At 70.8% G+C, this 26,158-nt stretch carries 26 protein-coding genes, 1 tRNA gene and 1 pseudogene; 15 read left to right on the forward strand and 13 right to left on the reverse strand.

The genetic code is table 11. From position 1 onward, the window contains the following. Positions 1-16: 16 nt before the first annotated feature. Positions 17-484, forward strand: a complete 468-nt coding sequence (locus Prum_RS22810) for a DUF4383 domain-containing protein (RefSeq protein ID WP_173078352.1) — start codon at positions 17-19, stop codon at positions 482-484. A gap of 39 nt (positions 485-523) precedes the next feature. Further along, positions 524-1,018 carry a DUF4383 domain-containing protein gene (locus tag Prum_RS22815; RefSeq protein ID WP_173078353.1) on the forward strand — a complete coding sequence of 165 codons (495 nt, stop codon included), beginning with the start codon at positions 524-526 and terminating at the stop codon, positions 1,016-1,018. On the opposite strand, the gene Prum_RS22820 is transcribed toward Prum_RS22815, so the two are convergent. The 8 genes from Prum_RS22820 to Prum_RS22855 all read right to left on the reverse strand — a co-directional run bounded on the left by Prum_RS22820 (position 999) and on the right by Prum_RS22855 (position 7,522). Next, positions 999-1,601, reverse strand: coding sequence for a TetR/AcrR family transcriptional regulator (locus tag Prum_RS22820; protein ID WP_246278036.1), 603 nt, complete (start codon positions 1,599-1,601; stop codon positions 999-1,001). The two genes, Prum_RS22815 and Prum_RS22820, sit on opposite strands and share 20 nt — an antisense overlap. Positions 1,602-1,657: 56 nt before the next feature. Next, entirely contained in the window at positions 1,658-2,533 is an 876-nt protein-coding gene (locus Prum_RS22825) for an acyl-CoA desaturase (protein WP_308785368.1), read from the reverse strand. 219 nt (positions 2,534-2,752) lie between these two features. Continuing rightward, positions 2,753-2,935: a hypothetical protein gene (locus tag Prum_RS22830; protein WP_173078355.1), complete on the reverse strand. Its 183-nt coding sequence runs from the start codon at positions 2,933-2,935 to the stop codon at positions 2,753-2,755. A 7-nt stretch (positions 2,936-2,942) separates the two neighbouring features. After that, positions 2,943-4,178 (reverse strand): ABC transporter permease, encoded by a 1,236-nt coding sequence (locus tag Prum_RS22835; RefSeq protein ID WP_218577308.1) that lies wholly within the window; start codon positions 4,176-4,178, stop codon positions 2,943-2,945. After that, positions 4,172-4,861, reverse strand: coding sequence for an ABC transporter ATP-binding protein (locus tag Prum_RS22840; RefSeq protein WP_246278037.1), 690 nt, complete (start codon positions 4,859-4,861; stop codon positions 4,172-4,174). Before Prum_RS22840 ends, Prum_RS22835 begins: the two co-directional genes overlap by 7 nt. Next, the gene (locus Prum_RS22845; RefSeq protein ID WP_173078356.1) at positions 4,858-6,219 is read right to left on the reverse strand and encodes a peptidoglycan-binding protein; all 1,362 of its coding nucleotides are present in this window, start codon (positions 6,217-6,219) and stop codon (positions 4,858-4,860) included. The genes Prum_RS22840 and Prum_RS22845 overlap by 4 nt, the downstream gene beginning before the upstream one ends. Continuing rightward, positions 6,219-7,115, reverse strand: a complete 897-nt coding sequence (locus Prum_RS22850) for a hypothetical protein (protein WP_173078357.1) — start codon at positions 7,113-7,115, stop codon at positions 6,219-6,221. The genes Prum_RS22845 and Prum_RS22850 overlap by 1 nt, the downstream gene beginning before the upstream one ends. Before the next feature lie 125 nt (positions 7,116-7,240). Beyond that, positions 7,241-7,522, reverse strand: coding sequence for an SDR family oxidoreductase (locus Prum_RS22855; protein WP_173078358.1), 282 nt, complete (start codon positions 7,520-7,522; stop codon positions 7,241-7,243). Positions 7,523-8,228: 706 nt separating this feature from the next. Here Prum_RS22855 and Prum_RS22860 point away from each other — a divergent pair. The 9 genes from Prum_RS22860 (at position 8,229) to Prum_RS22900 (ending at position 17,006) form a co-directional block, all read left to right on the forward strand. Further along, positions 8,229-8,303, forward strand: a tRNA-Gln gene (locus Prum_RS22860). A 101-nt stretch (positions 8,304-8,404) separates the two neighbouring features. After that, a complete protein-coding gene (glmU, locus tag Prum_RS22865; RefSeq protein WP_308785369.1) occupies positions 8,405-9,835 on the forward strand; it encodes a bifunctional UDP-N-acetylglucosamine diphosphorylase/glucosamine-1-phosphate N-acetyltransferase GlmU in 1,431 nt (476 codons plus the stop codon). 107 nt (positions 9,836-9,942) lie between these two features. Further along, entirely contained in the window at positions 9,943-10,917 is a 975-nt protein-coding gene (locus tag Prum_RS22870; RefSeq protein ID WP_173078360.1) for a ribose-phosphate diphosphokinase, read from the forward strand. A gap of 194 nt (positions 10,918-11,111) precedes the next feature. Beyond that, the gene (locus Prum_RS22875; RefSeq protein WP_173078361.1) at positions 11,112-11,741 is read left to right on the forward strand and encodes a 50S ribosomal protein L25/general stress protein Ctc; all 630 of its coding nucleotides are present in this window, start codon (positions 11,112-11,114) and stop codon (positions 11,739-11,741) included. A 58-nt stretch (positions 11,742-11,799) separates the two neighbouring features. After that, positions 11,800-12,381 carry an aminoacyl-tRNA hydrolase gene (pth, locus tag Prum_RS22880; RefSeq protein WP_173078362.1) on the forward strand — a complete coding sequence of 194 codons (582 nt, stop codon included), beginning with the start codon at positions 11,800-11,802 and terminating at the stop codon, positions 12,379-12,381. Positions 12,382-12,517: 136 nt separating this feature from the next. Continuing rightward, positions 12,518-13,939 carry a sugar transferase gene (locus tag Prum_RS22885; protein WP_246278605.1) on the forward strand — a complete coding sequence of 474 codons (1,422 nt, stop codon included), beginning with the start codon at positions 12,518-12,520 and terminating at the stop codon, positions 13,937-13,939. Continuing rightward, a complete protein-coding gene (locus Prum_RS22890) occupies positions 13,939-14,778 on the forward strand; it encodes a 3'(2'),5'-bisphosphate nucleotidase CysQ (protein ID WP_173078364.1) in 840 nt (279 codons plus the stop codon). Before Prum_RS22885 ends, Prum_RS22890 begins: the two co-directional genes overlap by 1 nt. A 33-nt stretch (positions 14,779-14,811) precedes the next feature. Beyond that, a complete protein-coding gene (cysD, locus tag Prum_RS22895; RefSeq protein WP_173078365.1) occupies positions 14,812-15,723 on the forward strand; it encodes a sulfate adenylyltransferase subunit CysD in 912 nt (303 codons plus the stop codon). Beyond that, entirely contained in the window at positions 15,723-17,006 is a 1,284-nt protein-coding gene (locus Prum_RS22900; RefSeq protein ID WP_173078366.1) for a sulfate adenylyltransferase subunit 1, read from the forward strand. Before cysD ends, Prum_RS22900 begins: the two co-directional genes overlap by 1 nt. A 655-nt stretch (positions 17,007-17,661) precedes the next feature. Here the strand turns inward: Prum_RS22900 and galK are convergent. Beyond that, positions 17,662-18,765 carry a galactokinase gene (galK, locus tag Prum_RS22905; RefSeq protein WP_173078367.1) on the reverse strand — a complete coding sequence of 368 codons (1,104 nt, stop codon included), beginning with the start codon at positions 18,763-18,765 and terminating at the stop codon, positions 17,662-17,664. Continuing rightward, positions 18,762-19,735 (reverse strand): annotated as a pseudogene (gene galE / locus Prum_RS22910) (UDP-glucose 4-epimerase GalE). The gene galK and the pseudogene galE overlap by 4 nt, the downstream one beginning before the upstream one ends. Before the next feature lie 121 nt (positions 19,736-19,856). Here galE and Prum_RS22915 point away from each other — a divergent pair. Continuing rightward, entirely contained in the window at positions 19,857-20,774 is a 918-nt protein-coding gene (locus Prum_RS22915; RefSeq protein ID WP_173078368.1) for a hemolysin family protein, read from the forward strand. Positions 20,775-20,842: 68 nt separating this feature from the next. Here Prum_RS22915 and Prum_RS22920 read toward each other — a convergent pair whose 3' ends face one another. Both Prum_RS22920 and Prum_RS22925 read right to left on the reverse strand, forming a co-directional pair. Then, positions 20,843-22,027, reverse strand: a complete 1,185-nt coding sequence (locus Prum_RS22920) for a WD40/YVTN/BNR-like repeat-containing protein (protein ID WP_173078369.1) — start codon at positions 22,025-22,027, stop codon at positions 20,843-20,845. Then, positions 22,014-22,550 (reverse strand): RNA polymerase sigma factor, encoded by a 537-nt coding sequence (locus tag Prum_RS22925; RefSeq protein ID WP_246278038.1) that lies wholly within the window; start codon positions 22,548-22,550, stop codon positions 22,014-22,016. Before Prum_RS22925 ends, Prum_RS22920 begins: the two co-directional genes overlap by 14 nt. Before the next feature lie 76 nt (positions 22,551-22,626). On the opposite strand from Prum_RS22925, the gene trpS reads away from it, so the two are divergent. The 3 genes from trpS to Prum_RS22940 are packed head-to-tail and all read left to right on the forward strand — an operon-like array spanning position 22,627 to position 25,107. Then, a complete protein-coding gene (gene trpS, locus Prum_RS22930; protein WP_173078371.1) occupies positions 22,627-23,664 on the forward strand; it encodes a tryptophan--tRNA ligase in 1,038 nt (345 codons plus the stop codon). A gap of 3 nt (positions 23,665-23,667) precedes the next feature. Further along, positions 23,668-24,201, forward strand: a complete 534-nt coding sequence (locus Prum_RS22935; protein ID WP_173078372.1) for a 2'-5' RNA ligase family protein — start codon at positions 23,668-23,670, stop codon at positions 24,199-24,201. 36 nt (positions 24,202-24,237) lie between these two features. Beyond that, the gene (locus Prum_RS22940; protein ID WP_173078373.1) at positions 24,238-25,107 is read left to right on the forward strand and encodes a YihY/virulence factor BrkB family protein; all 870 of its coding nucleotides are present in this window, start codon (positions 24,238-24,240) and stop codon (positions 25,105-25,107) included. Here Prum_RS22940 and Prum_RS22945 read toward each other — a convergent pair. Further along, on the reverse strand, positions 25,097-26,149 hold the full coding sequence (locus Prum_RS22945; RefSeq protein WP_173078374.1) for a class I SAM-dependent methyltransferase: 1,053 nt from the start codon (positions 26,147-26,149) through the stop codon (positions 25,097-25,099). The genes Prum_RS22940 and Prum_RS22945 overlap by 11 nt on opposite strands. Between the last annotated feature and the right edge of the window lie 9 nt (positions 26,150-26,158).

Below are 26,158 nucleotides of genomic sequence, written 5' to 3' on the forward strand. Positions count from 1 at the left end.
TCCAGAATCAGCGCCCATGGCGCACGCATTTCCCGTCAATCACCCGCTGCGGCCGACCTACCGGGCGCTCGGCGGGCTGACCGGCATCTACCTGACCGCGTTCGGCGTCCTCGGCGTCGCCGACACCAGCGGCCAGGAGTTCTTCGCCCAGAACGACGCCACCGCCCTCTGGCAGGGGACCAACCTGGGCTATTCGGTCATCGCCGTCGTCGCCGGGCTGATCCTGCTGATCGGCGCCGCGATCGGCCGCAACGTCGACATCGCGATCAACAAGCTCTTCGGGTACGGGTTCATGGCGCTCAGCCTGGCCGCGCTGGCCGTGCTGCGTACCGACGCCAACTACCTGAACTTCACCATCCCCACGGTCATCGTGGCCATGGTGGTCGGGCTGGTGCTCACGACGGCCGCCATGTACGGCAAGGTGGGCACCGACGAGCAGTCCCGGGCGGCCCGGGAGGCCACGCTCCTGCTCGAGACTCACTGAGCGGCTGCGCCGGCGCCATAGCTGGGTGACAATCCAGCTATGGCGCACATCCCGATCAACCATCCGCTCCGACCGCTGTACCGCACGCTCGCCGGCCTGATCGGCGCCTACGTCCTGGTCTTCGGCATCATCGGGGTCATCCAGACCGCAGGCGACCCGTTCTTCGACCGTGGCGACGTGTGGGTGCTCGGCCTGCGTACCAACCTGGCGTTCGCCGTCCTGTCGGTCATCTACGGTGCCGTGCTCCTGGGCGGCGCGATCGTGGACGGCAACCTCGGTCACATGATCAACCTGGGCGCCGGCCTGGTCTTCATCGTCGTCGGGATGGCCATGATGACGGTGATGCAGACCGACGCCAACTTCCTCAACTTCTCGATGTCGAACGTCGTCGTCTCGTTCGTCTTCGGGCTGCTCGTCCTCACCGCCGGCCTGTACGACAAGGTCGGCAGCCCGGAGGACGTCGCGGCCGAAGAAGCGTTCCGGCGGCGGCATGCCACGGCGGCGCCGAGCGGCGCTACTTCATCCGGCGGGTGAGCAGCGACGGCTTGGCCTCCAGATGTGACAGGCCGTTCCAGGCGAGGTTGACCAGGTGCGCGGCCACCGTGTCCTTGCGGGGCTTGCGCACCTCCAACCACCAGCGGCCGGTCAACGCGACCATGCCCACCAGCGCCTGCGAGTAGAGCTCGGCCAGCTTCGGGTCGTACCCGCGGGTCTTGAACTCCGCGCCCAGGATGTGCTCCACCTGGTGGGCCACGTCGTTCAGCACGCTGCTGAAGTTGCCGGTCGCCGACATGAGCGGCGACTCGCGTACCAGCACGCGAAACCCGTCCGTCTCGGCCTCGATGTAGTCCAGCAGCGCCAGCGCCGCCTGCTCCAGCAGCTCACGCGGATGGCCCGCGGTCAGCGCGTTGGTGATGCGGTCCAGCAGCGACCGGACCTCGCGGTCCACCACCACGGCGTACAGGCCCTCCTTGCCGCCGAAATGCTCGTACACGACGGGTTTTGACACCTTGGCGCGGGCCGCGACCTCCTCGATGGAGGTCGCGTCGAACCCACGCTCGGCGAAGAGTTGGCGGCCGATGGTGATCAACTGCTCGCGGCGTTGCGCCGCGGACATCCGGACACGGGAAGCTGGTTTTGCCGGCGCCGCCCCGTTGGCGCTCGGGCTGTCATTCACGACGTAGGTTTACCACCTTCGCCGCGGTTTACCAGCTTCGCGGCGATGCGCTCCGGCTTCGGCCAGCGGACGTCGTACGCCCACCCCAGCTTCTCGAACACCCAGATGGTCCGGGCCGAGATGTCGACCTGGCCGCGCAGCACGCCGTGCCGGGCGCAGGTGGGGTCGGCGTGGTGCAGGTTGTGCCAGCTCTCGCCGAACGACAGGATAGCCAGCGGCCAGAAGTTGGCGGCCCGGTCACCCTGGCGCATCTCGAACGGGCGCTCGCCGTACACGTGGCAGATCGAGTTGATCGACCAGGTCACGTGGTGGAGCAGCCCGATCCGCACCAGGCCCGCCCAGAAGAACGCGGTCAGCGCGCCCTGCCACGACCAGGTCACCAGCCCGCCGGCGGCCGCCGGAGCGACCAGCGAGATCGCCACGAGCAGCGGGAAGAGCCGGTCGACCTTGTCGACGTCCTTGTCCGCGATCAGGTCGGGCGCGAAGCGCTCGCGGTTGGACAGCTCGCGGTGGAACAGCCAGCCCATGTGCGCGAACCAGAGCCCCTTGGTCAACGCCCAGAACCCGGTGCCGAACCGCCACGGCGAGTGCGGGTCGCCCTCCAGATCGGAGAACATGTGGTGCCGGCGGTGGTCCGCCACCCACTGCGTGACGTTGCCCTCCACCGCGAACGACCCGGCCACCGCCAGCGTCACCCGCAGCCAGCGCTTGGCCTTGAACGACCCGTGCGTGAAGTACCGGTGGAAGCCAACGGTGATGCCGACGCCGGCGACCGAGTACCAGACCGCGAAGATGGCCACGTCGGTCCAGGAGAGCCAGCCACCCCAGGCGATCGGCACGGCGGCGAAGACCGCGAGGAACGGGATCACCACGAACGCCCACAGCCCGATCAGGATGCCCTTGGACTGGGCGCCGTCGGTGAGCGGCTTGGGGTCTTGGTGGCGGCATCGAGGGTGGCGGATGTCATGGCACCTCGCTGAGCAGTTCGGGAGCGGTTCCGGGGCGTCTCCGCAGAGCGTAGTTACGCCTACGTTACCGTAACTTACGCAACCGTAGACTGACAGGGGCAAGGATCCACCAATTTCCTGTGACTAGCTAGGTGAGGCTGGGCTCGGTGGTGGCGGCAGGTGCTCGCTGTCGGCCGGTTGCGGGGAGACGGACGGCTCGGGCGTGCTCGACTCGCCGTTGGGGCAGCCGGTCAGGGCGGCGGCCAGCGCCAGGCCGGCAGCCGCCAGGGCCGCGGACCGGAGCCGGGCCGCAGGGGTACGCAGCATGTCACTCCTAACGTTGCAGGGCTTGGATCGGTTGGATCCGCGATGCGCGGAGCGCGGGATAGAGGCCGGCGACCACGCCGGTGAGCGTGCCGAGCAGCGGCGCCGGCAGCACCGCCCACGGCTCCAGGACGGCGGTCCAGTCGCGGAGGACCGCCACGGCGAGCACCGCGCCGGCGGCCAGGCAGGTGCCGAGCAGGCCACCGAGGGTCCCGAGTACGGCGCTCTCGGTGAGGAACTGGAGTGCGATGTGCCGCCCGCGGGCGCCCAGGCAGCGGCGCAGGCCGATCTCGGGCACGCGTTCCAGCACCGCCACGAAGGTGGTGTTGCCGATGCCGACCGCGCCGACCGCGAGACAGATCAAGGCGAGCACGAGGAAGAGCGCGTTGAGGTCGGCGGCGACGCCTTCGCGCAGTGTGCGCGGGTCTGGTGGGCCGGCCACCCGCAGCCGGTCCACGTCGTCCGGGCGCAGCGCGACGGCAAGCTGCGCCGCCACGACCTGGGCCGCGCCGAGCCGGGTCTCCACGATCATGCGCATCGGCTCGCCACTCGCGGGCGGCCCCCACAGGTCCTCGGCGGTGCCCGGCGGCACGAGCACGGACAGCAGGAGGTCGGCGTGGCGTTCGACGTCGGAGATGACGCCCACGACGGTGAGCAGGACGCCGTCCACGAAGACCGCGGGCCCGTGTTCGAGGCTCGTGACGCCGAGGCGCTGGGCCACGGCCGCGCCGAGCACCGCGACGCGTTCGCGGCGAGAGTCGTGCAGGTCGTCGTAGATGCGGCCGGTGGCAACGGTCGGGTGCATCGCCAGGACCGCCTCCGGGCCTATCGCGGTGACCTGGTACTCGTCGACCGCCGCCCGGTCGGCGTCCGGGAGCCGGCTCACCGGCCGCTGGGCCGCCGACCAGTAGACGCCGGCGCGCACCACGCCGTCGATGGCCAGGGCGCGGGACTCGGCGTCGGCCGGGAACGGCGCGCCGGCCAGCTCGGCGTCGGCGGCCGCGTCCTCGACGATCACCTCGGTCGCGGACAGGGCGGTGAACCGCTGGTCGATCTGGCTGCCGGCGGTCGCCGTCAGGCCGAGTACGGCGACGAACGTGCCCACCCCGACGACGGTGCCCAGCGAGGTCAGCGCCGATCGACCCGGTCGCTGCAGCACCCCGGACAGCGCCTCGGACAGCAGGTCGCGCGTTGACAGCCGGGCCCGCGGCACCGGGTCGGCCGGGCGGCGCCAGCGCCTCAACACGACGGCTCCGGGCCGGCGTCCAGCACGCCGTCGCGGATGGTGACCACCCGCTCCGCCCGCTCGGCGACCTGGTCGTTGTGCGTCACCACGATGATCGTCATGCCGGCCCGGTGCAGCTCGTCGAAGACGTCCAGGACCGACTCGGCGGTACGCGAGTCGAGGTTTCCGGTCGGCTCGTCACACAGCAGGAGGCTGGGCTTGTTCACGACCGCGCGAGCCACGGCCACGCGCTGGCGTTCACCGCCCGACATGGTGGTCGGCGCGGCGTGCAGCCGCGGTCCGAGCCCGACCCGCAGCAGCGCCTCGGTCGCCCGCTCCCGGCGCTGCGCCGGCGGCACGGCGTTGTAGAGCATCGCGAGCGCGACGTTCTCCACCGCGCTGCGATGCGGCAGCAGGTGGAACGCCTGGAAGACGAAGCCGATCCGGCGGCCCCGCAACGCTCCCCGCTGCCGCTCGTTCAGCTGCGCGACGTCGATGTCGTCGAGCAGGTACCGTCCCGCCGTCGGCGTGTCGAGCAAGCCCACGACGTTCAGGAAGGTCGACTTGCCGGAGCCGGACGGGCCGACGACCGCGACGTACTGGCCGCTGGTGATGGTCAGGTCGCCCGGGTGCAGCGCCTGCACCGGCGGCCGGCCGGGGTAGGTGCGCCCCACCCCGTCGAACGAGATGGTCGCTGTCGTCACGAGACGCCCACCACCACCCGGTCGCCTTCGCGCAGGGCGCCGTCGACGGGGATGACCTCGACGTACCCGTCGCCGGAACTGCCCACCGTCACCCGCACGGTCCGGGGTTCGTCGTCCGCGCCCACGACCCGTACGGAGACCGCGCCGTCGCCGCCGGCGGACACCGCGGCGACCGGTACGACGAGTGTCGGCTCGCCGGAGCTGGCAACGACCACGCTCAGCCGCACGCTCTGGCCGACGAGCTTGGGATCGAGCGGCTTGGTCGCGGTGATCACGACGGGGTACCCCTGTTGCAGGCCGCCTGACGACTGCCCCTGGCCCGCGGTGTCCTCCTCGCCGGAGGTCTGGCCCGAGCCGGTCGCCAGCAGCGCGGTCGCGGCCTCGCCCACTGCGGTGACCCGGCCCGGCTGGGTGCGGCCATCGGCGCTGTGCAGGATCTCCGCCGGCATGCCCACCTCGATCCCCTGCGGGTCCGAGCCGGGCAGCGTTCCGGCGGCGACGACATCGCCGGTGGCGAGGGTGAGCAGGGCGCCCTGCGCCGCGCGCCCGACGACGGCGGTGACCTTCACGACGCGTACCGGGAACGCCGGCACGAAGACGACCTCACCCATCGGCAGCATCGGGCCGGTGCGGGCGACCAGGTCGGCGAGGTCACGGCGGGCCTGGTCGAGCGCGGCCCGCATGTCGTCGACGTCCGGCGCACCGGGCACGGCCGGTCCGCTGCCGCCGGCCGCGTCCCGAGCCTCGTCGAGCGCCCGCTGCGCGTCGCGTACGCGCAACTCGGCCTGCTCGACGGCCTGCTGGTCGGCGGTGCCGGTGTGCGGCACCGGGTAGCCGAGCGAGTCGTACAGGCGGGTCAGCGCCGCCTTGGTGGACGGGCCGAAGACCGACTCGCGGGCCACCCGGTAGCCGAGCTTGCGCAGTGCCGCCTGCAACTGGGCGACGTCCTTGCCTCGGGCGCCGGGCCGGATGTCCCGGTACGCCGGGAACGCGCCCGGAAGCACGACGACCGGACGGCCCGACACCTCGACGAGGATCTGGCCGGCCTTGACCGCCTGCCGGGCCTTGACCCGGACGGCGGTCACGACCATGCGCTCGGACTCGAACACCGCGGCCGGCTCGACCGCGATGGTGTGCGCCTGCACCACGGTCCCGCGCAGGACGACGGTGTCGTTGAGCACCCGCCGCTCGACCGGGGCGGTGAGCACCGTACGGCCCGGGGCCTCGGTCTCGGCGGCCACCTGAGCGGGGGACTTCACGGCGGACGAGAGCGCCAGCACGGCGGAGCAGAGCACGGCGGTGGTCCCCGCGCCGAGCACCAGCACCCGCCGGCGGCGGGCCAGTTCCGACCGCACCATCAAATTCCCCCGCCGGCGACCACGCGCGCGGCGGCCGTCTGCTGATCCGCCAGGTAGGTCTTCACGGCGGCGAGCTCGGGCGCGTGCTCCTCGATCGCCGTGTTCTGGTACGCGGTCTCCACCGTGAGCAGGGTGCCGATCACGTTGTGCTTGGTCTTGCAGCCCACGTCGGCCACGGCCGTCGCGATCTCGGTCTCGGTGACCTGCTCGGTCTGCCACCGCTGGTCGTCGTTGGCGGCGTACGGGTCGCGGTAGTCGAAGCCCTGCTCCTTCACGCAGGCGCTCCAGTCGGCGAAGACCTTGACCACCCGGCTGTCCTGACGCATCCGGGCGTGCGCGTCGAGCCCCAGCCGCTGCACCACCTCGATGTCGACGGGGTCCTTCCCGCCATAGAGCTGCCGCTGGGCCTCCCCGGCGCAGCCGCCACGCGGCACGGCCTTGCCGTTGTACGTCGTCTGGCCCCGCCCGGCCCAGACGTTCATGGCGTCCTGGGACGGCGCCTCGGCGTCCTTCTTCCGCTCCGCGATTTCCTTCTGGCCCTCGATCAGGTCAAGGGCGTGGTAACCGCCGGTGGCCGCCTTCTGGGGATCCATGAGCGGATACCGCTGCGCGTTCGGCTCGGTGTCAGCCGGCGGGGCGGGTTGGCTGGCGGGCCAGTCCAGCCCGAAGCCGCGCAGGCACTCACGGCCCAGGATGATGATGGCGTTGGTGACCATGCGCTGCTGCTCGGCGGTGAGCGCGTAGCTGTCCAGCGGCAGGGTCACGTCGGCCGCTGAGCGGACGACGCGGATCTCGCCGATGGTGGGCTCGCTCGCCTCCGCCGCCGGCTCGGTGCAGGCGGCCAGCGTCGCGGCGAGCGCGAGGCCGATCGCTCCGGCGCGTAGTGATCTGGACATTTCCGTGGCTTCTCCTCGGACTCGAATACGTCCCGGACGGGCCCGTCCGGCCTGGCCATGGCGCAGACGGGCCCGCTTTTCACGGTTCGAATCTGTGCATTTTCTGCCGGCTGGTCAGCGCCGGGTCAGAACCACAGATGCGAGCTGAGTTCGTCGTTGAAGCTGCCGAGGCTGTAGTACGCGTAGCTCGTACCACCGCTCGCCTGCCCGTACGGCAGAACAGAGATGTACGGGTAGGTGTAGTTGGAGTGGTAGTAGGTGCGAAGGCTGTAGCCCGAGTCGTAGTTGGCGATGCTGCTCGCGTTGTCGTTGAGCCCCGCCGTCGAGTTGATGAAGTAGTGCCCGAGTAGTTGTCCTCGTTGCCGTAGTCGTCGAAGAGCGCCCCGGTGTAGTTCGAGTGGAGCCACAGGACGAACTCGCCGGACTCGATGACGCCGTTGCGGGACGCCGCCGAAGCGGGTGCCGCGGTCGCCATCGTAGCGGTGAGAATGCCAGCAACCGCTGCGAAAGCGGCGATCGCGCGCCTGGTTCTCATGATTTTCCTCCCCGTGAGAACGTGGGCAGTGATCAATACTCGGCCGTCGCCGAGTTGGCTCTCTGATGAGCCTGCCGAGTGAAACCCCGTACGCTGGGTACCCGGCTATCCGCGGATACCGCACCAGTGCGATGCGGATAAGTGTTTACGCGGTTACCGTCCGCGTCAATGGCATTCCAAAATGTTAAGTCTCAGGAAACAATCCTATCTAGTGGAATCGATCAATGAAAGCCCAGGAAATGGCGATTGTCGACACGTCGTGATCATCGAGAGCGCAATTTGATACGGTCGCCTTGTGGACAGATCGTGGTAACCGAGGGGTCCGTCGATCAAGGCCGGCCGCGTCGATCAAGGCTTTCCGCGTCGATCAAGGCTTTCCGCGTCGATCAAGGGTTTCCGCGTCGATCAAGGGCAAACGGTCGTGGATCGGAGATCAAAGCACGGCCGTATGCCCTTGATCGACGCGCAGGACCTTGATCGACGCGGCCGGCCTTGATCGGGGCGGGGGAGAGGCGGGCGAGAGGGGCGGGAGGCGGGCGGGAGAGGTCGGGCAGGCGCTACGCTGGCAGGCGCAACAGTCGGCCGTGGTGTAATTGGCAACACCCGGGGTTTTGGTCCCCGTTTTCCAGGTTCGAGTCCTGGCGGCCGAGCCATCCGTGAATGTCCGATTTGGGACAGTGGGTCAGCGGCCCTTCCCGGCCGGGCCGGGATTAGCATGAGGCCGAACCGACAGCCACCCCCGACGGGAGCTCCCGTGACTTCCTCCCAGTCCCGTACCGTCATCGTCCTCGCCGCCGGCGAAGGCAAGCGGATGAAGTCGGCGTTACCCAAGGTCCTGCACCCGCTGCTCGGCCGTACCCTCGTCGGCCACGTGCTGGCCGCGGCCGGCGAGCTGGCGGCGGAGCGGACGCTGGTCGTGGTCGGCCACGGCGCCGACCAGGTCTCCACCCACCTCGCCGAGATCGCGCCGGGCGCCCAGCCGGTCCTGCAGGCGGTGCAGAACGGCACCGGCCACGCGGTCCGGATCGCCATCGAGGCGGCCGGCGACGTGCGGGGCAGCGTGGTGGTGCTCAACGGCGACGTGCCGCTGCTGCGCCCCGAGACCGTGGCCGCGCTGGTCGACGCGCACGAGGCGGGCGGCATGGCGGCGACCGTGCTCGCGGCCGAGGTCGCCGACCCGACCGGGCTCGGGCGGATCGTGCGGGACGCGTCGGGCGGGTTGGAGCGGATCGTCGAGGAGCGCGACGCGACCGCGGAGCAGCGGGCCATCCGCGAGATCAACGCGGGCATCTACGCGTTCGACGCGGTGCTGTTGCGGGCCGCGCTGAGCAAGCTGTCGACGGACAACGACCAGGGCGAGGAGTACCTGACGGACGTCTTCGCGCTGCTGGCGACCGACGGCCGGCCGGTGGGCGTGCACGTCGCCGCGGACGCGACGGAGACGCTGGGCTGCAACGACCGGGCGGAGCTGGCGGGGCTGCGGGCGCTGCTGCGGGACCGGGTCAACCGGGCGTGGATGCGCGACGGCGTGACGATCCTCGACCCGGCGACCACCTGGATCGACGTCACGGTGGTGCTGGAGCGGGACGCCGTGATCGACCAGAACACGCAGCTGCGCGGCGGCACGGCGGTGGCGTCGTTCGCGACGGTGGGGCCGGACGTGACGCTGGTGGACACGACGGTGGGCACCGGCGCGGCGGTGCTGCGGGCGCACGCGATCGGCGCCGAGATCGGGCCGGAGACCAGCGTCGGGCCGTACGCGTATCTGCGGCCGGGCACGCGGCTGGCCCGCAAGGCGAAGGTCGGCACGTTCGTGGAGGTCAAGAACTCCGAGCTCGGCGCGGGTACGAAGGTGCCGCACCTGTCGTACGTGGGGGACGCGACGATCGGCGAGCAGACCAACATCGGGGCGGCGTCGGTGTTCGCCAACTACGACGGCGTACACAAGAACCGCACGGTGATCGGCAGCTACGTGCGCGGCGGCGTCGACACCATGTACGTCGCGCCGGTCGAGGTGGGCGACGGCGCCACCACCGGGGCGGGCGCGGTGGTCCGCGAGGACGTCCCGCCCGGTGCCCTGGCGGTGTCCGGCGGCCCGCAGCGCACGATCGACGGGTGGACGGAGCGTAAGCGGCCGGGCACCCCGATGGCCGATGCGGCACGGCGCGCGCGAGAAAAGTCTTAAGTGAGCCAGCGCACGCCCGGGGGATGCGGGTCGACAGGGGCTGACCTCGGGAGATACTGCAACCGAGGAATCCTTTCGACCTACCGACCCACGGGAGCGGATTGCCGATGGGCAGCATCGTCGCGGAAAACCGCAAGAGCCTGATGCTCTTCTCGGGCCGGGGGTTCCCCGAGCTGGCTGACGAGATCGGCGAGGCGCTGGGTGTGGCGCCGACGCCCACCGACGCGTACGAATTCGCGAATGGCGAGATCTTCGTGCGGTACCGGGAGTCGGTCCGCGGCTCGGACGCCTTCGTGGTCCAGTCGATCTCGCAGGGCGTCAACAAGTGGGTCATGGAGACCCTCATCATGGTCGACGCGCTGAAGCGGGGCTCGGCCAAGCGGATCACCGTGGTGCTGCCGTTCTACCCGTACTCCCGGCAGGACAAGAAGCACCGCGGACGCGAGCCGATCTCCGCGCGCCTGGTGGCCGACCTGCTCAAGACGGCGGGCGCCAACCGGATCCTCACGGTCGACCTGCACACCGCGCAGATCCAGGGCTTCTTCGACGGCCCGGTGGACCACCTCTTCGCGATGGACACGCTCGCCGGGTACGTCGAGCGGAAGTACGCCGGCCGCCCGCTCTCGGTGGTCGCGCCGGACTCCGGCCGGGTGCGCGTCGCCGAGCGGTGGACAGACCGGCTGGGCGGCTGCCCGCTGGCGTTCATCCACAAGACCCGCGACCCGCTCAAGCCCAACCAGGTGGTGGCGAACAGGGTGGTCGGCGACGTGGAAGGTCGCGTCTGCCTGATCGTCGACGACATGATCGACACCGGTGGCACGATCACCCGGGCGTCCGACATCCTGTACGACTCGGGGGCGGCCGACGTGGTGGTGGCGTCCACGCACGCGCTGCTGTCCGACCCCGCGACGGAGAAGCTGAAGAACAGCCGGATCAGCGAACTCGTGGTGACGAACACGCTGCCGCTGCCGGCGGAGAAGCGGCTCGACAAGATAACCGTGCTGTCGATCGCGCCGTTGCTGGCGCGGGCGATTCGCGAGGTGTTCGACGACGGGTCGGTGACGACGCTGTTCGGGGCCTGAGTTAGCGAGGGTAAGGAACTCGGGTAGACTGGAGCGGTTGCCACGGCGAGGGTGCCCCGCGGGCCGCTGCTGACACAGCACCTACCGCATGAGCACCGTGATCGACGCGGTGCTCCGGGCCCTGCCCCGCGCGCCTCCTCGCCCGGCACCGCCGCCGACCTCATGCAGCAAGACGAAACATCAGGAGTACTCCCGTGTCCGAGGTAAAGATCAGCGCCGAGACCCGTACCGAGTTCGGCAAGGGTGGTGCCCGTCGTACCCGTCGGGCCGGCAAGGTGCCCGCCGTGCTGTACGGCCATGGCGAGAAGCCCCAGCACATCGCCCTGCCCGCGCGCGAGTTCGCCGCCGCGATCCGGCACGGCGGCCTCAACCAGATCTTCGCGATCGACATCGTCGGCGGCGCCACGACGCTGGCGCTGGCGAAGGCGATCCAGCGGGACCCGATCAAGGACACCTTCGAGCACGTCGACCTGCTGATCGTGAAGCGCGGCGAGAAGGTGACCGTCGACGTTCGGGTGCAGCTGATCGGCGACGCCGCCCGCGGCACGCTGGTGGTCACCGAAAACAACACCCTGTCGATCACCGCCGAGGCGCTGCACCTGCCCGACCACCTCGAGGTCTCCATCGAGGGCCTGGAGGCGGGCTCGCGGGTGACCGCCGCCGATGTGACGCTGCCGCGCGGCACCGAGCTGGCCGCCGACCCGGAGCTGGTCATCGTGGCGATCTCGGTTTCGCCGAGCGCCGAGCAGCTCGAGGGCGCCGAGGCGCCGACCGAGGCCGAGGGCGCCGAGGAGCAGCCGGCCGAGGCTGCCGCGCAGGGCTAATCACCTGCTAACAAAGGGGCCCGGGCGGGCCCCCTTTGGCTTGTAAAGGGGCAGCGGGATGGACGAGACCTGGCTCGTGGTGGGGCTGGGCAACCCCGGCAAGGAGTACGCGCGCAACCGGCACAACGCCGGGTTCATGGTGGCCGACCTGGTGGCCGCCCGCATCGGGGTCAAGTTCGGCCGGCACAAGCGCGCGGTGGCTGAGGTCGCCGAGGGCCGGCTGTCGCCGGGTGGGCCCAGGGTCGTGCTGGCGAAGCCGTTGACGTACATGAATCTCTCCGGCGGGCCGGTGGCGGCGCTGGCTCAGTTCTACAAGATCTCCGTCGGCCAGGTCATCGCCGTCCACGACGAGCTCGATCTCGGGTACGGCCAGGTGCGCGCCAAAATCGGCGGTGGCGAGGGCGGGCACAACGGTCTGCGTTCCATGTCGAAGTCGTTGGGCGGCAAGGACTACGTGCGGGTGCGCTTCGGGATCGGGCGGCCGCCGGGTCGGCAGGACCCGGCCGACTTCGTGCTGTCGGACTTTTCCGCGACCGAGCGCAAGGAACTGGAGTTCCTGGTGGACCGGGCGGCCGACGTGGTGGAGACGGTTGTCACCCGTGGTGTGGAAGTTGCACAAAATACGTACAACGGGGTGTAACGCCTAGGCCGGTCGGCGCGTTGGTCACGATGTGACGGAGCTGAGCGGGGACGTGGAGGAGCTGGAGCTCTTCCCTACCCCGCTGCGGGCCCGGTCGACCGGCCCGGTCCGTACCGAGGGCTGGCCGCTGCGCCGGGTGCCGGGCCGGCACGCCGCGCGCTCCCGCCGCGCCGCCTGGGAATCCCGGTACGTCGGCACGCTCCTGCTCGGCGACCTGTTCGTCGGGTTGGGCGCCGGTGCGCTGGCGTTCGAGCTGCGCTTCGGGCAGACGGTCACGTCGTACAACCGGATCTACCTCGTGCTGTCGGTGCTGCTGCCGCTGGCGCTGGTCGGCATGCTCGCGCTGCACCGGACGTACGAGGCGCGGTTCCTGTTCGTCGGCACCGAGGAGTACCAGCGGGTCATCCGGTCCGGGCTCAGCCTGATCGCCGCGGCGGCCATCGTGTCGTACGCGCTGAATCTGCCCTTGGCCCGCTCCTACGTCCTGGTCGCGCTGCCCGCGGCGACCGCGACGGCGCTGGTGGTCCGGTTCGCGGCGCGCAAGCGCCTGCACCGGGCGCGGGAGCGCGGCGAGTGCCTGCGCCGGGTGATCGTCGTCGGCCACGAACTCGCCGTCGTGCACATCACGCGGCAGCTGCGCCGCGAGCACTACCACGGCCTGGAGGTGGTCGGCGCGTGCCTGCCCCCCGGCGGCGACGGCAACGTCGGGCTGCCGGTGTACGGCACGTTCGACGACGTGGCCGAGGCGGTGGACGCGGCGGCCGCCGACACCGCGATCGTGCTGTCCTGCCCGGAGCTGGACGGGCACGCGTTGCGCCGGCTGGCCTGGCGGCTGGAACGCGACGAGATCGACCTGATCGTGGCCAGCGCGCTGGTCGACGTGGCCGGCGACCGCACGACGATCCGTCCCGTCGACGGGCTGCCGATGCTGCACGTCGACCATCCCCGGCTGGACGGTGGATCGAGGGTGGTCAAGGAGATCGTCGATCGGGTCGGGGCCGCACTGCTGCTCCTGGTGCTGTCCCCGCTGTTGCTGACGCTCGCCGTCTGTATCCGTCGGGACTCGTCCGGGCCGGTATTCTTCCGTCAGGTTCGCGTCGGGCGGGATGGCCGGCGGTTCCTGATGTTCAAGTTCCGCAGTATGTACCTCGACGCCGAGGCGCGGCTCGCGGAGATCCGGCACCTCAACGAGCACGACGGGGTGTTGTTCAAGGTCCGAAACGACCCGCGGGTGACCCCTGTCGGTCGGTGGCTGCGACGGTTGTCGCTCGACGAGCTGCCGCAGCTGTTCAACGTGCTGCGGGGGCAGATGTCGCTGGTGGGCCCGCGCCCACCATTGCCGGAAGAGGTGGCGGCCTATCCGGACGACGTCCGGCGCAGGCTGGCGGTTAAGCCCGGAATGACCGGGCTATGGCAGGTTTCCGGCCGTTCGGACCTGCCCTGGGAGGAGTCGATCCGGTTGGATCTGCGATATGTGGAGAACTGGTCGCTTTCGCTCGACCTGGTGATCTTGATGCGGACCGTTTCGGCGGTCACCCGCTCGTCCGGGGCCTACTGATGGCGCCCCCGGTCAGCCCGCCCGTGGTCGACGGCGCGTTCGCCCGGTGGCTCGCCGCGCGGGCCGGGCAGCTCCTGCTCGAGGTACGCGCCGAGCGGGGACACGACGACCCGGCCGCACTCAAGTCCGCCGGCGACAAGCTGTCGCACGACCTCATCCGTACCGAGCTGGCCCGGTGGCGCCCGGCCGACGCGGTGCTGTCCGAGGAGGACGACCACGCCCGCAAGGCGTGGGTGGAGGGGGCCGGCCCGACGCCGCCCGCCCGGCTGGACGCCGAGCGCGTGTGGATCATCGATCCGCTGGACGGCACCCGGGAGTTCGCCGAGGAGGGCCGGTCCGACTGGGCGGTCCACGTCGCCCTGTGGGCCCGCAACGCGGGTGGGCCGCTGAAGCTGGCCGCCGGTGCGGTGGCGCTGCCCGCCCAGCACCGGGTGCTCGGCACGGACTACCCGCCGGCGTACCCCCCGATGACCTTGTCGGCCGCGACCGGTGGCCCGCTGCGGCTGGCCGCGAGCCGCAGCCGCCCACCGGCGTTCCTGACGGCGGTGGCGCAGGAGGTGGGCGCCGAACTGGTCCCGATGGGCTCGGCCGGCGCGAAGATCGCCGCGGTGATCGGCGGCGAGGTCGACGGCTACATCCACGCCGGCGGCCAGTACGAGTGGGACTCGGCCGCGCCGGTGGCTGTGGCGACTGCCACGGGCCTGCACGCTTCCCGAATCGACGGATCAGCGCTGAAATACAATGAGGCCGATCCACGCCTGCCCGACCTCGTGGTCTGCCGGAAGGACCTGGCTCCCCGGTTGCTTGCAGCGTTGCAGCGCCAGCTCCGGGTAGAGTGACTGAGCTTAACCAACCGGAAAGGTCTGGAATTCGTGAGCCAGACACAGACGTATCGAGTCTCCCATCTAGATGCTCTCGAAGCCGAGAGCGTCTTCATCATGCGCGAGGTCGTCGCCGAGCTGGAGCGGCCCGTGCTGCTCTTCTCCGGTGGCAAGGACTCGATCGTGATGCTCCGCCTGGCGGAGAAGGCGTTCGCGCCGGCGCGAATCCCGTTCCCGGTCATGCACATCGACACCGGGCACAACTTCCCCGAGGTTCTCGAATACCGGGACGGGCGGGTGGCCGAGTTGGGCCTGCAGCTCCTGGTGGCCAGCGTCCCCGAGGCGCTTCAGGCCGGCCTGGTGCGCGAGCCGGCCGACGGGTCGCGCAACCGGATCCAGACCCCGGTGCTGCTCGCTGCGGTCGAAAAGTACCGGTTTGACGCGCTCTTCGGCGGCGCGCGCCGCGACGAGGAAAAGGCCCGGGCCAAGGAGCGGGTGTTCAGCTTCCGCGACGACTTCGGCCAGTGGGACCCGAAAAACCAGCGTCCCGAACTGTGGGGGCTCTACAACGGACGGCACCACCAGGGCGAGTCGATCCGGATCTTCCCGCTGTCCAACTGGACCGAGCTGGACGTCTGGCACTACATCGCCCGCGAAGGGCTGTCGCTGCCGGAGATCTACTACGCGCACCAGCGCGAGGTGGTCGAGCGCGACGGCATGCTGTACGCGGTGAACGAGTTCTTCACCCCGCGCGCTGACGAGACCCCGTTCACCGAGACTGTGCGCTACCGCACGGTCGGCGACGCCTCCTGCACCGCGGCGGTCCGCTCCGACGCGGACACCGTCCAGAAGGTGATCGACGAGGTCGGCGCCACCCGGATCACCGAGCGCGGCGCGACCCGCGGCGACGACCGGGTGAGCGAGGCCGCGATGGAAGACCGCAAGCGGGAGGGATACTTCTGATGACCGCTCCCGTGCTGGAGACCCGCGCGATGGACCTGCTCAGGTTCGCCACCGCCGGCTCGGTCGACGACGGTAAGTCCACGCTGATCGGGCGGCTACTCTACGACACCAAGTCGCTTTTCACCGACCAGCTCGCCGCCGTGGAGGCGGTCAGCGCGGCGCGCGGCGACGAGTACACCAACCTGGCGCTGCTCACCGACGGCCTGCGCGCCGAGCGGGAGCAGGGCATCACGATCGACGTGGCGTACCGGTACTTCGCCACCCCGCGGCGAAAGTTCATCATCGCGGACACCCCGGGGCACATCCAGTACACGCGCAACATGGTCACCGGCGCCTCCACCGCCGACCTCGCGCTGATCCTGGTCGACGCCCGCAAGGGCCTGGTCGAGCAGTCCCGCCGGCACGCGTTCCTGTGCTCGCTGCTGCGGGTGCCGCACGTCGTCCTGTGCGTCAACAAGATGGACCTCGTCGACTGGTCGCAGGAGGTGTTCGAGCGGATCGCCGACGAGTTCACCTCGTTCGCGGCCAAGCTTGAGGCGCCCGACCTGACGATCATCCCGATCTCCGCGCTGCAGGGCGACAACATCGTCACCCGGTCGGAGAAGACGCCCTGGTACGAGGGGCCGTCGCTGCTGCACCACCTGGAGCGCGTGCACATCGCCTCCGACCGCAACCTGGTCGACGTGCGCTTCCCCGTGCAGTACGTCATCCGCCCCCAGTCCACCACCGTGACCGACTACCGGGGGTACGCCGGGCAGGTCGCGTCCGGCGTGCTCAAGCCCGGCGACGAGGTGATGGTGCTCCCGTCCGGCTTCACCAGCCGGATCTCGGCGATCGAGACCGCGGACGGGCCGGTCACCGAGGCGTTCCCGCCGATGTCGGTGACCGTGCGGCTGGAAGACGAGATCGACATCTCGCGCGGCGACCTGATCTGCCGCCCGCACAACGCGCCGGCGGTCACCCAGGACATCGAGGCGATGGTCTGCTGGATGGACGAGACCCGCCCGCTCACGGTCGGCGCCAAGTACGCCGTGAAGCACACCACCCGGGCCGCCCGAGCCGTGGTGCGCGGCCTGCAGTACCGCCTCGACGTCAACACCCTGCACCGCGACGAGAGCGCGACGGGGCTCGGCCTGAACGAGATCGGCCGCATCCGCCTGCGTACCACCGTCCCGCTCCTCGCCGACGAGTACCGCAGAAACCGCACGACGGGCGGCCTCATCCTGATCGACGAGTCCACCAACCGCACCGTAGGCGCCGCCATGATCATCGAAACCTCCTAACGGATCCCGTCTTCCCCGTCGATCAACGTCTTCCCCGTCGATCAAGGGCTTCCCCGTCGATCAAGGGCAAACGGTCGTGCTTTGATCTCCAAACCACGGCCATTTGCCCTTGATCGACGCGAAATCCCTTGATCGACGCGGTCCACGCTGCGCCTGTCCGGTGTACGCGCGTTCGGAGGACTGGCGCGTCTTTTCTTGGTGGTCGCGGCGTTGGCGTGACTGTGGCGGGAGTGGGGCGCCCCAAGGCCGGGAAGTTCAAGGAAAGCCGATCCATGTCAAGCACTGACGACGCCTGATCGGACAGGTCTTGGCGCCCCACCGTCGCCATCGCACACAGTTCCGGCGACCGTGTCGACTAGTTGCCCGCCCAGGGGAAACCATTCGCCACGATCACGGCGCACGTCGGCTCAGCCGTCGAACCCACCACCGACATGGCGAGCGGACCGCAACCTCGCGGCCGGTAGGTCCCGGGCGCCCTACTCACGCCCAAACCCCAACGGGGGCGCCCTACTCCCGTGCGAGCGCCCAAAGCCCTCAGCGACGCCAAGAGCATTCAACGCCCTCGGGTGATCATGAAGTTATCGCCCATGAGAGCGCTCCCTGCGGGCGATAACTTCATGATCACCGCGGCGGGTCGGTGGCGGGTGGGCAACCCCTACAGGCGGGTGGCGCCGGCGCTGGGGACCGCCACGAAGGGCTCGGGTGGGGCGTAGCCGCGCGCGGCGAACGCCTCGGCCACCGCGGCCGCCACCTGGTCGGTGGCTGTCGCGTCGACGAGCGCCAGGACGCAGCCGCCGAAGCCACCGCCGGTCATCCGGGCGCCGTACGCCCCGGCGGACAGGGCGGCCTCCACCGCCGTGTCCACCTCGGGCACGGTGATCTCGAAGTCGTCGCGCATGGAGCCGTGCGAGGCGGTCATCAGCGGGCCGATCTCGCGTACCTGGCCGGAGCGCAGCAGGTCGACGGTGTCGAGGACGCGCTGGTTTTCCGTCACGATGTGCCGGGCCCGGCGCCGCAGGACCTCGTCGGGAAGGTCGGCCACCGCGCTGAGTGTCGTGTCGCGCAGGGCCGGTACGCCCAGCGCCCGGGCCGCCTCTTCGCAGCTGGCGCGGCGGGCGGCGTACTCGCCGGTGACGTGCCGGTGCGGCGCGCGCGTGTCGATGACCAGGACGGCGAGCCCGGCGGAGGCGACGTCGAACGGGATGTGTTCGACCTCCAGCGTGCGGCAGTCGAGGAAGAGCGCGTGCCCGGCCCGGCAGCGGATCGAGGCCGACTGGTCCATGATGCCGCAGGGCATGCCGGCGTACTCGTTCTCCGCCTGCTGGGCCAGCCGGGGCCGCTGGTCGACGGGCAGGTCCAGCCCGCCGAGGTCGACCAGCGCGGTGAGCACCGCGGACTCCAGGGCCGCCGAGGAGGACAGGCCGGCGCCCAGGGGCACGTCGGAGGTGATGGCCAGGTTGGCGCCCGGGACGTCGAAGCCGGCCTCGCGGAGCACCCAGACGACGCCGGCGACGTACGCGCCCCAGCCGGGGACGCGGGTCGACAGGTCGAAGGTGATCTGCTCGTCGGCCTGCTCGGACCACACCGTCCACTGTGGGGTGTCCAGCCTGGTGGCCCCGACCACCGTGCGGTGGGGCAGGGCGAACGGCAGCACGAAGCCGTCGTTGTAGTCGGTGTGCTCGCCGATCAGGTTGACCCGCCCGGGAGCCGCCCAGACGCCATCGGGCTCGGCGCCGTAAACCGCGACGAACTGCTTCATGAGACGTGCTCCTGGTAAAACGCCCACGCGTCCGAGACCATGTCGTGCAGCGTCGGCTTGGCCGGGGTCCAGCCCAGTTCCGAGCGGGCCAGGTCGGACGAGGCGACCAGCGCGGCCGGGTCGCCCGAGCGCCGCGGTGCCATCTCCACCGGTACGGGGTGGCCGGTGACCTCGCGTACCACCTCGACGACCTGGCGGTTGGAGAACCCGTTGCCGTTGCCCAGGTTGTAAATCCGGTGATCGCCGGGGTGGCGGCGTCCAGCGCCAGCAGGTGGGCGCGGGCCAGATCTTCGACGTGGATGTAGTCGCGCACGCAGGTGCCGTCGACGGTGGGGTAGTCGTCGCCGAAGAGCTGCAGCTTGTCGCGCTTGCCGGCGGCCACCTGCAGGGCGATCGGGATCAGGTGCGTCTCCGGGTCGTGGCGCTCGCCGATCGCGACCGGCGGGCGCAGCAGGGCCCCCGCCACGTTGAAGTAGCGCAGCGACACCGGGGCCAGCTCGTGCGCGAACGCCTCCGAGGTCAGCGCCATGTCGAACGACAGCTTGGTGGCCCCGTACGTGCTGGTGGGGGCCTTCACCGCGGACTCCCTGATGGGCAGCTCGGTGGGGTTGCCGTAGACCGCGGCGGTGGAGGAGAAGACGAACGTGCGTACCCCCGCGGCGCGGACCGCGTCGAGCAGCGCGAGCGACCCGACCACGTTGCTGTCCCAGTACAGCTCGGGCCTGATCATCGACTCGCCGGCCGCGATGAGGCTGGCGAAGTGCAGCACACCGTCGAAGCCGGCGCCGCGCGTCAGCACCTGTGCCGCGTCGTGGATGGGTGCCCGGACGAACGTCGCCTCCGGGGCGAGCGCCTCCGCGTGGCCGGTGCGCAGGTCGTCCAGGACGACCACCTCATGGCCGGCGTCGAGCAGCAAGCGGGTGACGACGCTGCCGATGTATCCGGCCCCGCCGGTGACGAGCAATTTCACGTGGTGACCTTCCTCGGGTCTGCGCGACGACTCGCGGACAGCCTACGGGCGCCGGCTGTGGGCTAACTATGCAACACTATCAACCAGGAATCAACACGTTCGCACATACTACCATTTCCCCATGCCAGAAACCGGCAATGCCGGAGCTGTTCGACATACCATCGCCCGTTTCACGGTACGGCTGGCCGCCGCGATCGCGGCGCTGCTCGGCGCCGACCGCACCGCCGGTCGCGAGCGCATCAGCGAGGCCGAGCTGCGCGAGCTGATCGCCGCCAACACGCTGCTCGATCCCGTGGAACGCAGGATCATCGACGAGGTGCTCACCGCCGGCGCCAGCCTGGTCCGCGAGGTGATGATGCCGCGGACCGACGTGACCTTTCTCGACGCCGGGCTCACCCTTGACGAGGCGGCCCAGATGGTACGGGCGGAGACGCACACCCGCTATCCAGTGATCGACGGTACGCACGACGACGTGGTGGGCTTCGTGCACCTGCGTGACCTGCTCATCCGGCCGCCCGGCGACGGGCGTGCCACCATCCGCGAGCTGACCCGCGAGGTCAAGCGGCTGCCGGGCAGCAAACGCGTGCTGGCGGCGCTGTCCGAGATGCGCCGCGAACGGCACCACCTGGCGGTCGTCGTCGACGAGTACGGCGGCACCGCCGGCATCGTCACCCTCGAAGACCTCATCGAGGAGCTGGTCGGCGAGATCCACGACGAGTACGACGCGGCGCCCGACCCGGTGCACGCCGGCGTCCCGGCCGAGGTGGACGGCCGGCTCAACCTCGCCGACTTCGCTGAGCGCGCCGGGTTCGCGCTGCCCACCGGGCCGTACGAGACGGTGGGCGGCTTCGTGATGGCCCGGCTGGGCCGGCTGCCACGGGTGGGCGACGAGGTGACCGAGGGCAGCTGGCGGCTGCGCGTCCTGGAGCTGGACGGCCGCCGGGTCGCCCGCGTGGGCATCGCGGCCGTCCCACCGCCGGCCCCCGCGGTACCGGCCACCCGGGTCGCCGTCGACACCCCCGTAACCGAGCGAGCCTGAGTGCAAGGAAGGGCACCTTGTTATGCAAAAAGCGATAACAAGGTGCCCTTCCTTGCACTTGGGGAGCGCTAGTTGATTTGGAGCTTCCGCCAGGTTGAGCCGTCCGCCGAGTACGCCGCCCACCCGGCGTTGAACAGGTCGTACGCGACGTAGCCGGCCGGCGTGCGGGCGAGGCGGCCGACGGCGGGGAGGGTGCCGACCGCCTGGGTGAAGGTCCGGCCGTCCGCGCTGACGTACCACTTGTGATCGTCGCCGGCCACCAGCAGCCGGCCGTCGAGCAGCGGCACCGCCTCGCCGGACAGCGCGGCGGGGGTGCCGACCCGCCCGGTCGTCGTACGGCGCAGGTGCCGGCCGGAGTCGGTGGACTGGAAGATGGCCTGGATCGACCCGTTCTCCCCGAGCACCGTCGCGTACGCGTACGCGCCGAGCACGGCCACCTGCACCCGCGCGCCCGCGGCGCCGAGCGGGGTGACCGTCCAGGTCCGGCCCTGGTCGCGGGTGACCGCCACCGCGGGCGCGCCGTCCAGCAGGCCCCCGGCCCACCAGGCACCGTCCGCCGTGGCGGTGGCCGCCACCCAGGACACCGCCAGCCCGGAAGGCTGGGTTTGCAGTTCACCACGGTTGCCGTACTCGGGACTCCAGACCTCGACGGCGCCGGCGCCCAACCGGAGTAGTTGACCTTGCTCGGCGGCGGCCGGGCGGCCGGCGGAGCGCGGCGTGGCCTGCCAGGTCTGCCCCTCGTCGGCGGAGACGTATCCGGAAAGGACCAGCCGGCCGTCCGGGAATGCGACCAGATCGAGGTCGTCCGTCGCGGGCGGCATCGTGGCCAGCGACCAGGTGAGGCCGCCGTCGGTGGTGCGGGCCAGGCTCGGCGCGCACGGGGTGCGGACGGGGCACTGGACCACGACGTACCCGTGGTCGGGGTCGGTGAACTCGACGTCGCTGATGTGACCGACCGGGTCGAGGACGCGGTCGCCGGTCAGGCCGTTGATGGTGATGCCGGCGTCGGTGTAGACGACGCCGGGCGGATCGCGGTCTTCGGCGGGTGGCGGGGGCCGCTCGTGGTCCGCCCACGGTCGCAGGCCCACGGTGGCCGTCACCGCCAGCACGGCGAGCGCGATCCCGGTGCGGCGGGCGCGGCGGCGCCGGCGGTGGGCCGCGGCCCGCTCGCCGATCTTGGCGAGCGGTGGCTGCGCGATGGTGTCGAGCAGTTCGGCCCGCTCCCGCGCCAGCCGAGAGTCAAGATCCGGCACGGGCCGTCACCTCCCCGGAACGGTAGTCGCCGAGCCGCTCCGCCAGCGCCGCGCGGCCGCGCGCCAGCCGGGACTTGACCGTGCCCACCGGTATGTCGAGGACGGTCGCGACCTCCTCGACCGGCAGGTCAGCGAAGTAGTGCAGGACGATCACCTCGCGGTAGTTCACCGGGATCGCGGCGAGCGCGTCGCGGAGGTCGGCGCGCTCCGGGCCGGGCGGCGCCTCGACCGTACGGGTCACCGGGCGGTCCCGCAGCAGGATCGTGTCGAGCAGCTTGCGGCGCCGCCAGCGCCGGCGTACGACGTTGACCGCGACCGTGCGCAGCCACGCCTCCGGGTTGTCCACGTCGCCCAGCCCGCCCGGCCGGGCCAGGGCCCGCGCGAACGCCTCCTGGACCACGTCTTGTGCCTCCGTCAGGTCAGTCGTGAACGCGTAGACCTGCGCGACCAAGCGCCGGTAGCAGGCTTGGTAAAGGTCACCGATCGCCTGCTCCGCCGCGGCCCGCGTGTCCCGTCCCGGCACCGACCACCGCCCTCGCCTAGATTTCTCAGCGTACGAGCCCCGGCCGGCGTCCATGGTTCCCAACGGTGCTGTCAGAATGGCCGAATGTCGGTGTCAGATCTCGCCCCCGCCCCGGGTGCTGTCCGGTATCCAGCCGACCGCCGACTCGTTCCATCTGGGCAACTACCTTGGAGCGGTCCGCAACTGGGTGGCGATGCAGGAAACGCACGACACCTTCTACTGCGTGGTCGACCTGCACGCGATCACCGCCGGCCACGATCCGGCCCAGCTGCGCCAGCGCACCCGGCTCTCCGCCGCCCAACTGCTCGCGGCCGGCCTGGACCCGGAGCGGTGCACGCTCTTCGTGCAGTCGCAGGTGCCCGAGCACCCCCAGCTGTCCTGGGTGCTGAGCTGCATCACCGGGTTCGGCGAGGCGAGCCGGATGACCCAGTTCAAGGACAAGTCGGCGAAGCAGGGGGCAGACCGGTCCAGCGTGGGCCTGTTCACGTACCCGATCCTGCAGGCCGCCGACATCCTGCTCTACCAGGCCGACGCGGTGCCGGTGGGTGAGGACCAGCGCCAGCACCTGGAGCTGACCCGCGACCTGGCGCAGCGGTTCAACACGCTCTTCGGGAAGACGTTCACGGTGCCGGCGCCGTACATCGTGCGGGACACCGCGAAGATCACCGACCTGCAGGAGCCGAACGCGAAGATGTCCAAGTCGGCCTCGTCGCCGGCCGGCATCATCGAGCTGCTGGACGACCCGGCCAAGTCGGCGAAGAAGATCCGCTCGGCGGTCACCGACACCGGCCGCGAGATCATCTTCGATCCGGAGCAGAAGCCGGGCGTGTCCAACCTGCTCACCATCTACTCCGCGCTGTCCAGCCGCACGATCGACGACCTGGTCGCGGCGTACGACGGCAAGGGGTACGGCGACCTGAAGAAGGACCTCGCCGAGGTGGTGGTCGAGTTCGTGCGGCCGATCCAGGAGCGCACCCGCGCGTACCTGGACGACCCGGCGCAGCTGGACAAGCTGCTCGCGATCGGCGCGGAGAAGGCGCGCTCGGTCGCGGCGGCGACGCTGCGCACCGCGTACGACCGGGTCGGGTTCTTGTCGCCGGCGCGGAACGCGTAGGACGTGGCCGGCACCGACCAGCTCACCCGGATCGGGGTGGCGATCGACATCCCCGAGCCGTGGGGTAGCGCGCTGACCCGCCGGCGCGCCGAGGCCGGCGATCCGCAGGCGGCCTACGTACCCGCGCATCTGACCCTCCTCGGCCCGACGGAGATCGACCCGGAGCGCCTGCCGGACATCGAAAAGCACCTGGCCGCGGTGGCGGCGGGGCAGCCGCCGTTCTCCCTGCACCTGCGCGGCACCGGCACGTTCCGGCCGCTCACCGAGGTGGTCTTCGTGGTCGTGGCGGCCGGGATCAGCGAGTGCGAGCAGCTCGCGGCGGCCATCGGCACGGCCGAGGAGCTGCGGCGGGAGACCCGGTTCCCGTACCACCCGCACGTCACGGTCGCGCAGGACGTGCCGTCGGACGCGCTGGACCAGGTGTACGACGACCTGGCCGGCTTCGAGGCGCTCTTCGAGGTGGCCGCGTTCACCCTGTTCTCGCACACCGGCGAGGCCCGGTGGCAGCCGCGCCGCGATTTCGATCTGGGCGGCTGACGCGCGCGACCGCCCGCCATCCGTCAGGATGTCGGCGTGAATATCGTCGCCCGGACGGTCACCGGCATCTCCGGTGGGCTCACCGCGTTTCGGCGGCGCTCCGCGGCCTTCGACCACCTGTGGCGGGCCCTTGACCGGTACGGCGAGGTGCTGGCCGGCCGGCTCGCGGCGGCGATCGCGTACTACGGGTTCTTCGCGGTCTTCGCGCTCGGCCTGGTCGCGTACTGGGCGTTCGGGTTCGTGCTGAACCGCAACGAGGCGCTGCGCGAGGCGGTCGACAAGTTCCTCAACCAGAACCTGCCGTTTCTGCAGCTGGAGCAGATCCAGGAGAGCAGCGGCACGGTCGGCATCGTCGGCCTCGCCACCCTGGTGCTCACCGGCATCGGCTGGGTAGAGGCGATCCGTTCGTCGCAGCGGGCCATCTACGGGGTGCCGCAGCAGCCGGGCAACCTGATCATCAGGCGGGTGGTCGACCTGGCCGTGCTGCTCGGCGTGTTTCTGCTGCTGGCGCTGTCGGTGGCCGCCGTGGACGGGCTGGAGGCGCTGCTGCGGTGGCTCATCGGCGACGGCGGCTCGACCTTCCTGACGGTGGTGAGCTGGGCGCTGGCGGTGGCGTTCAACGTGGTGCTGGCGACCGCCCTGCTGGTCGCCGTGCCCCGGCTGCGCATGCATCCACGCCGCCTGCTGCCCGCCGTGCTGGTGGTCGCGATCGGCATCACCGTGCTCAACACGCTCGGCCGGGAGTACATCGTGCGGATCGACCGCAACCCGGCGTACACCGTGGTGACCGGCGCGGTCGGCCTGCTGATCTACCTGTACCTGCTCAACCAGCTCCTCCTCTTCGGCGCCGCACTGGCCGCCACCAGCACGCACGGGAAGGTGACCGACCTGGCCGCTAGTGAGTGAGCCGGTAGAAGCGCCAGAAGCCGAAGTCCTCGATCGGCAGGATCTCCAGGTCGGCAAAGCCGGCGTCCTGGGCGTACCCCTTGAGGGTCGCGGGCCGCATCACCGTGCCGGTGCCGGCCGAGGGCTGGTGCGCCATCCCGTCGGGCAGGCAGATCAGCAGACTGAACCCGTACATCAGCCGCTCCACCTCGTCGCCGGGCGCCTGGAACGCGTCCTGAACGGCCTCGTCCATGATGACGACCGGCGCGCCCGGTGCCACCGCCCGGCGGATCGCCGCGAGCACCTCCACCGGCCGCGGCATGTCGTGCACGCACTCGAACGCGAACCCCGCGTCGTACCCGCCCGCTTCGAGCCCGGCGGCGTCGCCGTGGTGGAAGGTCACCCGGTCGGCCACGCCGGCCTCCGCCGCGTTGCGGCGGGCCAGCTCCACCGAGGGCGCGTCGATGTCGACCCCTTCGAGCCGAGCCAGCGGGTACGCCTTCGCCAGCGCGATCGTCGACCAGCCGCCCCCGCAGCCGATGTCGGCGATGCGCGCACCCGGCCGGCCCAGCATCGCGTGCAGGTCGGCGACCCCGGCGAGGGCGTCCGGCAGCATCGTGGAGAACCAGGGCCGGTTCATGTCCGCCTGCGACTCGCGCATGTCCGTGCCGTACGCCGCCCAGCCGACCCCGCCACCGGTGCGGTACGCCTCCAGCAGACCCGGCAACTGGATCGCCGCCGCGCCGAACATCCGGGCCAGCGGCGCCAGGTACGACAGGCTCCGCTCGTCGGTGAGCACCTCGGCCGCCCCCGCCGGCAGCGTGAACCGTCCATCCTCGACGGTCAGGATCCCGAAGGACGCCTGCTGCTCCAGCCACTCCCGCGCGTACCGCTCCGCCCCGCCGGCGCGGGCCACGAGCTCCGCCGGGGTCGCCGGCCCGCCGTCGGCGAGCGCGCGATACCACCCCAACCGATCTCCGAGGTACGCCGAGAGCACCTCCACGGTGCCCAGCGACGCCTGAAATAGTCGTTCCGCGAATTGTTCAGCCGTTTGCTGGCTCATGGCCCCACG

This window comes from Phytohabitans rumicis, assembly GCF_011764445.1.
GTDB classification, from domain to species: domain Bacteria; phylum Actinomycetota; class Actinomycetes; order Mycobacteriales; family Micromonosporaceae; genus Phytohabitans; species Phytohabitans rumicis.

Bases quoted from the DNA above. Each gene is read 5' to 3' on its own strand.
- Prum_RS22810 (WP_173078352.1), top strand. From the start codon at position 17: ATGGCGCACGCATTTCCCGTCAATCACCCGCTGCGGCCGACCTACCGG.
- Prum_RS22815 (WP_173078353.1), top strand. From the start codon at position 524: ATGGCGCACATCCCGATCAACCATCCGCTCCGACCGCTGTACCGCACG.
- Prum_RS22820 (WP_246278036.1), bottom strand. From the start codon at position 1,601: ATGTCCGCGGCGCAACGCCGCGAGCAGTTGATCACCATCGGCCGCCAA.
- Prum_RS22830 (WP_173078355.1), bottom strand. From the start codon at position 2,935: ATGCTGCGTACCCCTGCGGCCCGGCTCCGGTCCGCGGCCCTGGCGGCT.
- Prum_RS22845 (WP_173078356.1), bottom strand. From the start codon at position 6,219: ATGGTGCGGTCGGAACTGGCCCGCCGCCGGCGGGTGCTGGTGCTCGGC.
- Prum_RS22850 (WP_173078357.1), bottom strand. From the start codon at position 7,115: ATGTCCAGATCACTACGCGCCGGAGCGATCGGCCTCGCGCTCGCCGCG.
- Prum_RS22870 (WP_173078360.1), top strand. From the start codon at position 9,943: ATGGGCAGCATCGTCGCGGAAAACCGCAAGAGCCTGATGCTCTTCTCG.
- pth (WP_173078362.1), top strand. From the start codon at position 11,800: ATGGACGAGACCTGGCTCGTGGTGGGGCTGGGCAACCCCGGCAAGGAG.
- Prum_RS22890 (WP_173078364.1), top strand. From the start codon at position 13,939: ATGGCGCCCCCGGTCAGCCCGCCCGTGGTCGACGGCGCGTTCGCCCGG.
- Prum_RS22900 (WP_173078366.1), top strand. From the start codon at position 15,723: ATGACCGCTCCCGTGCTGGAGACCCGCGCGATGGACCTGCTCAGGTTC.
- galK (WP_173078367.1), bottom strand. From the start codon at position 18,765: ATGAAGCAGTTCGTCGCGGTTTACGGCGCCGAGCCCGATGGCGTCTGG.
- Prum_RS22915 (WP_173078368.1), top strand. From the start codon at position 19,857: ATGCCAGAAACCGGCAATGCCGGAGCTGTTCGACATACCATCGCCCGT.
- trpS (WP_173078371.1), top strand. From the start codon at position 22,627: ATGGCCGAATGTCGGTGTCAGATCTCGCCCCCGCCCCGGGTGCTGTCC.
- Prum_RS22945 (WP_173078374.1), bottom strand. From the start codon at position 26,149: ATGAGCCAGCAAACGGCTGAACAATTCGCGGAACGACTATTTCAGGCG.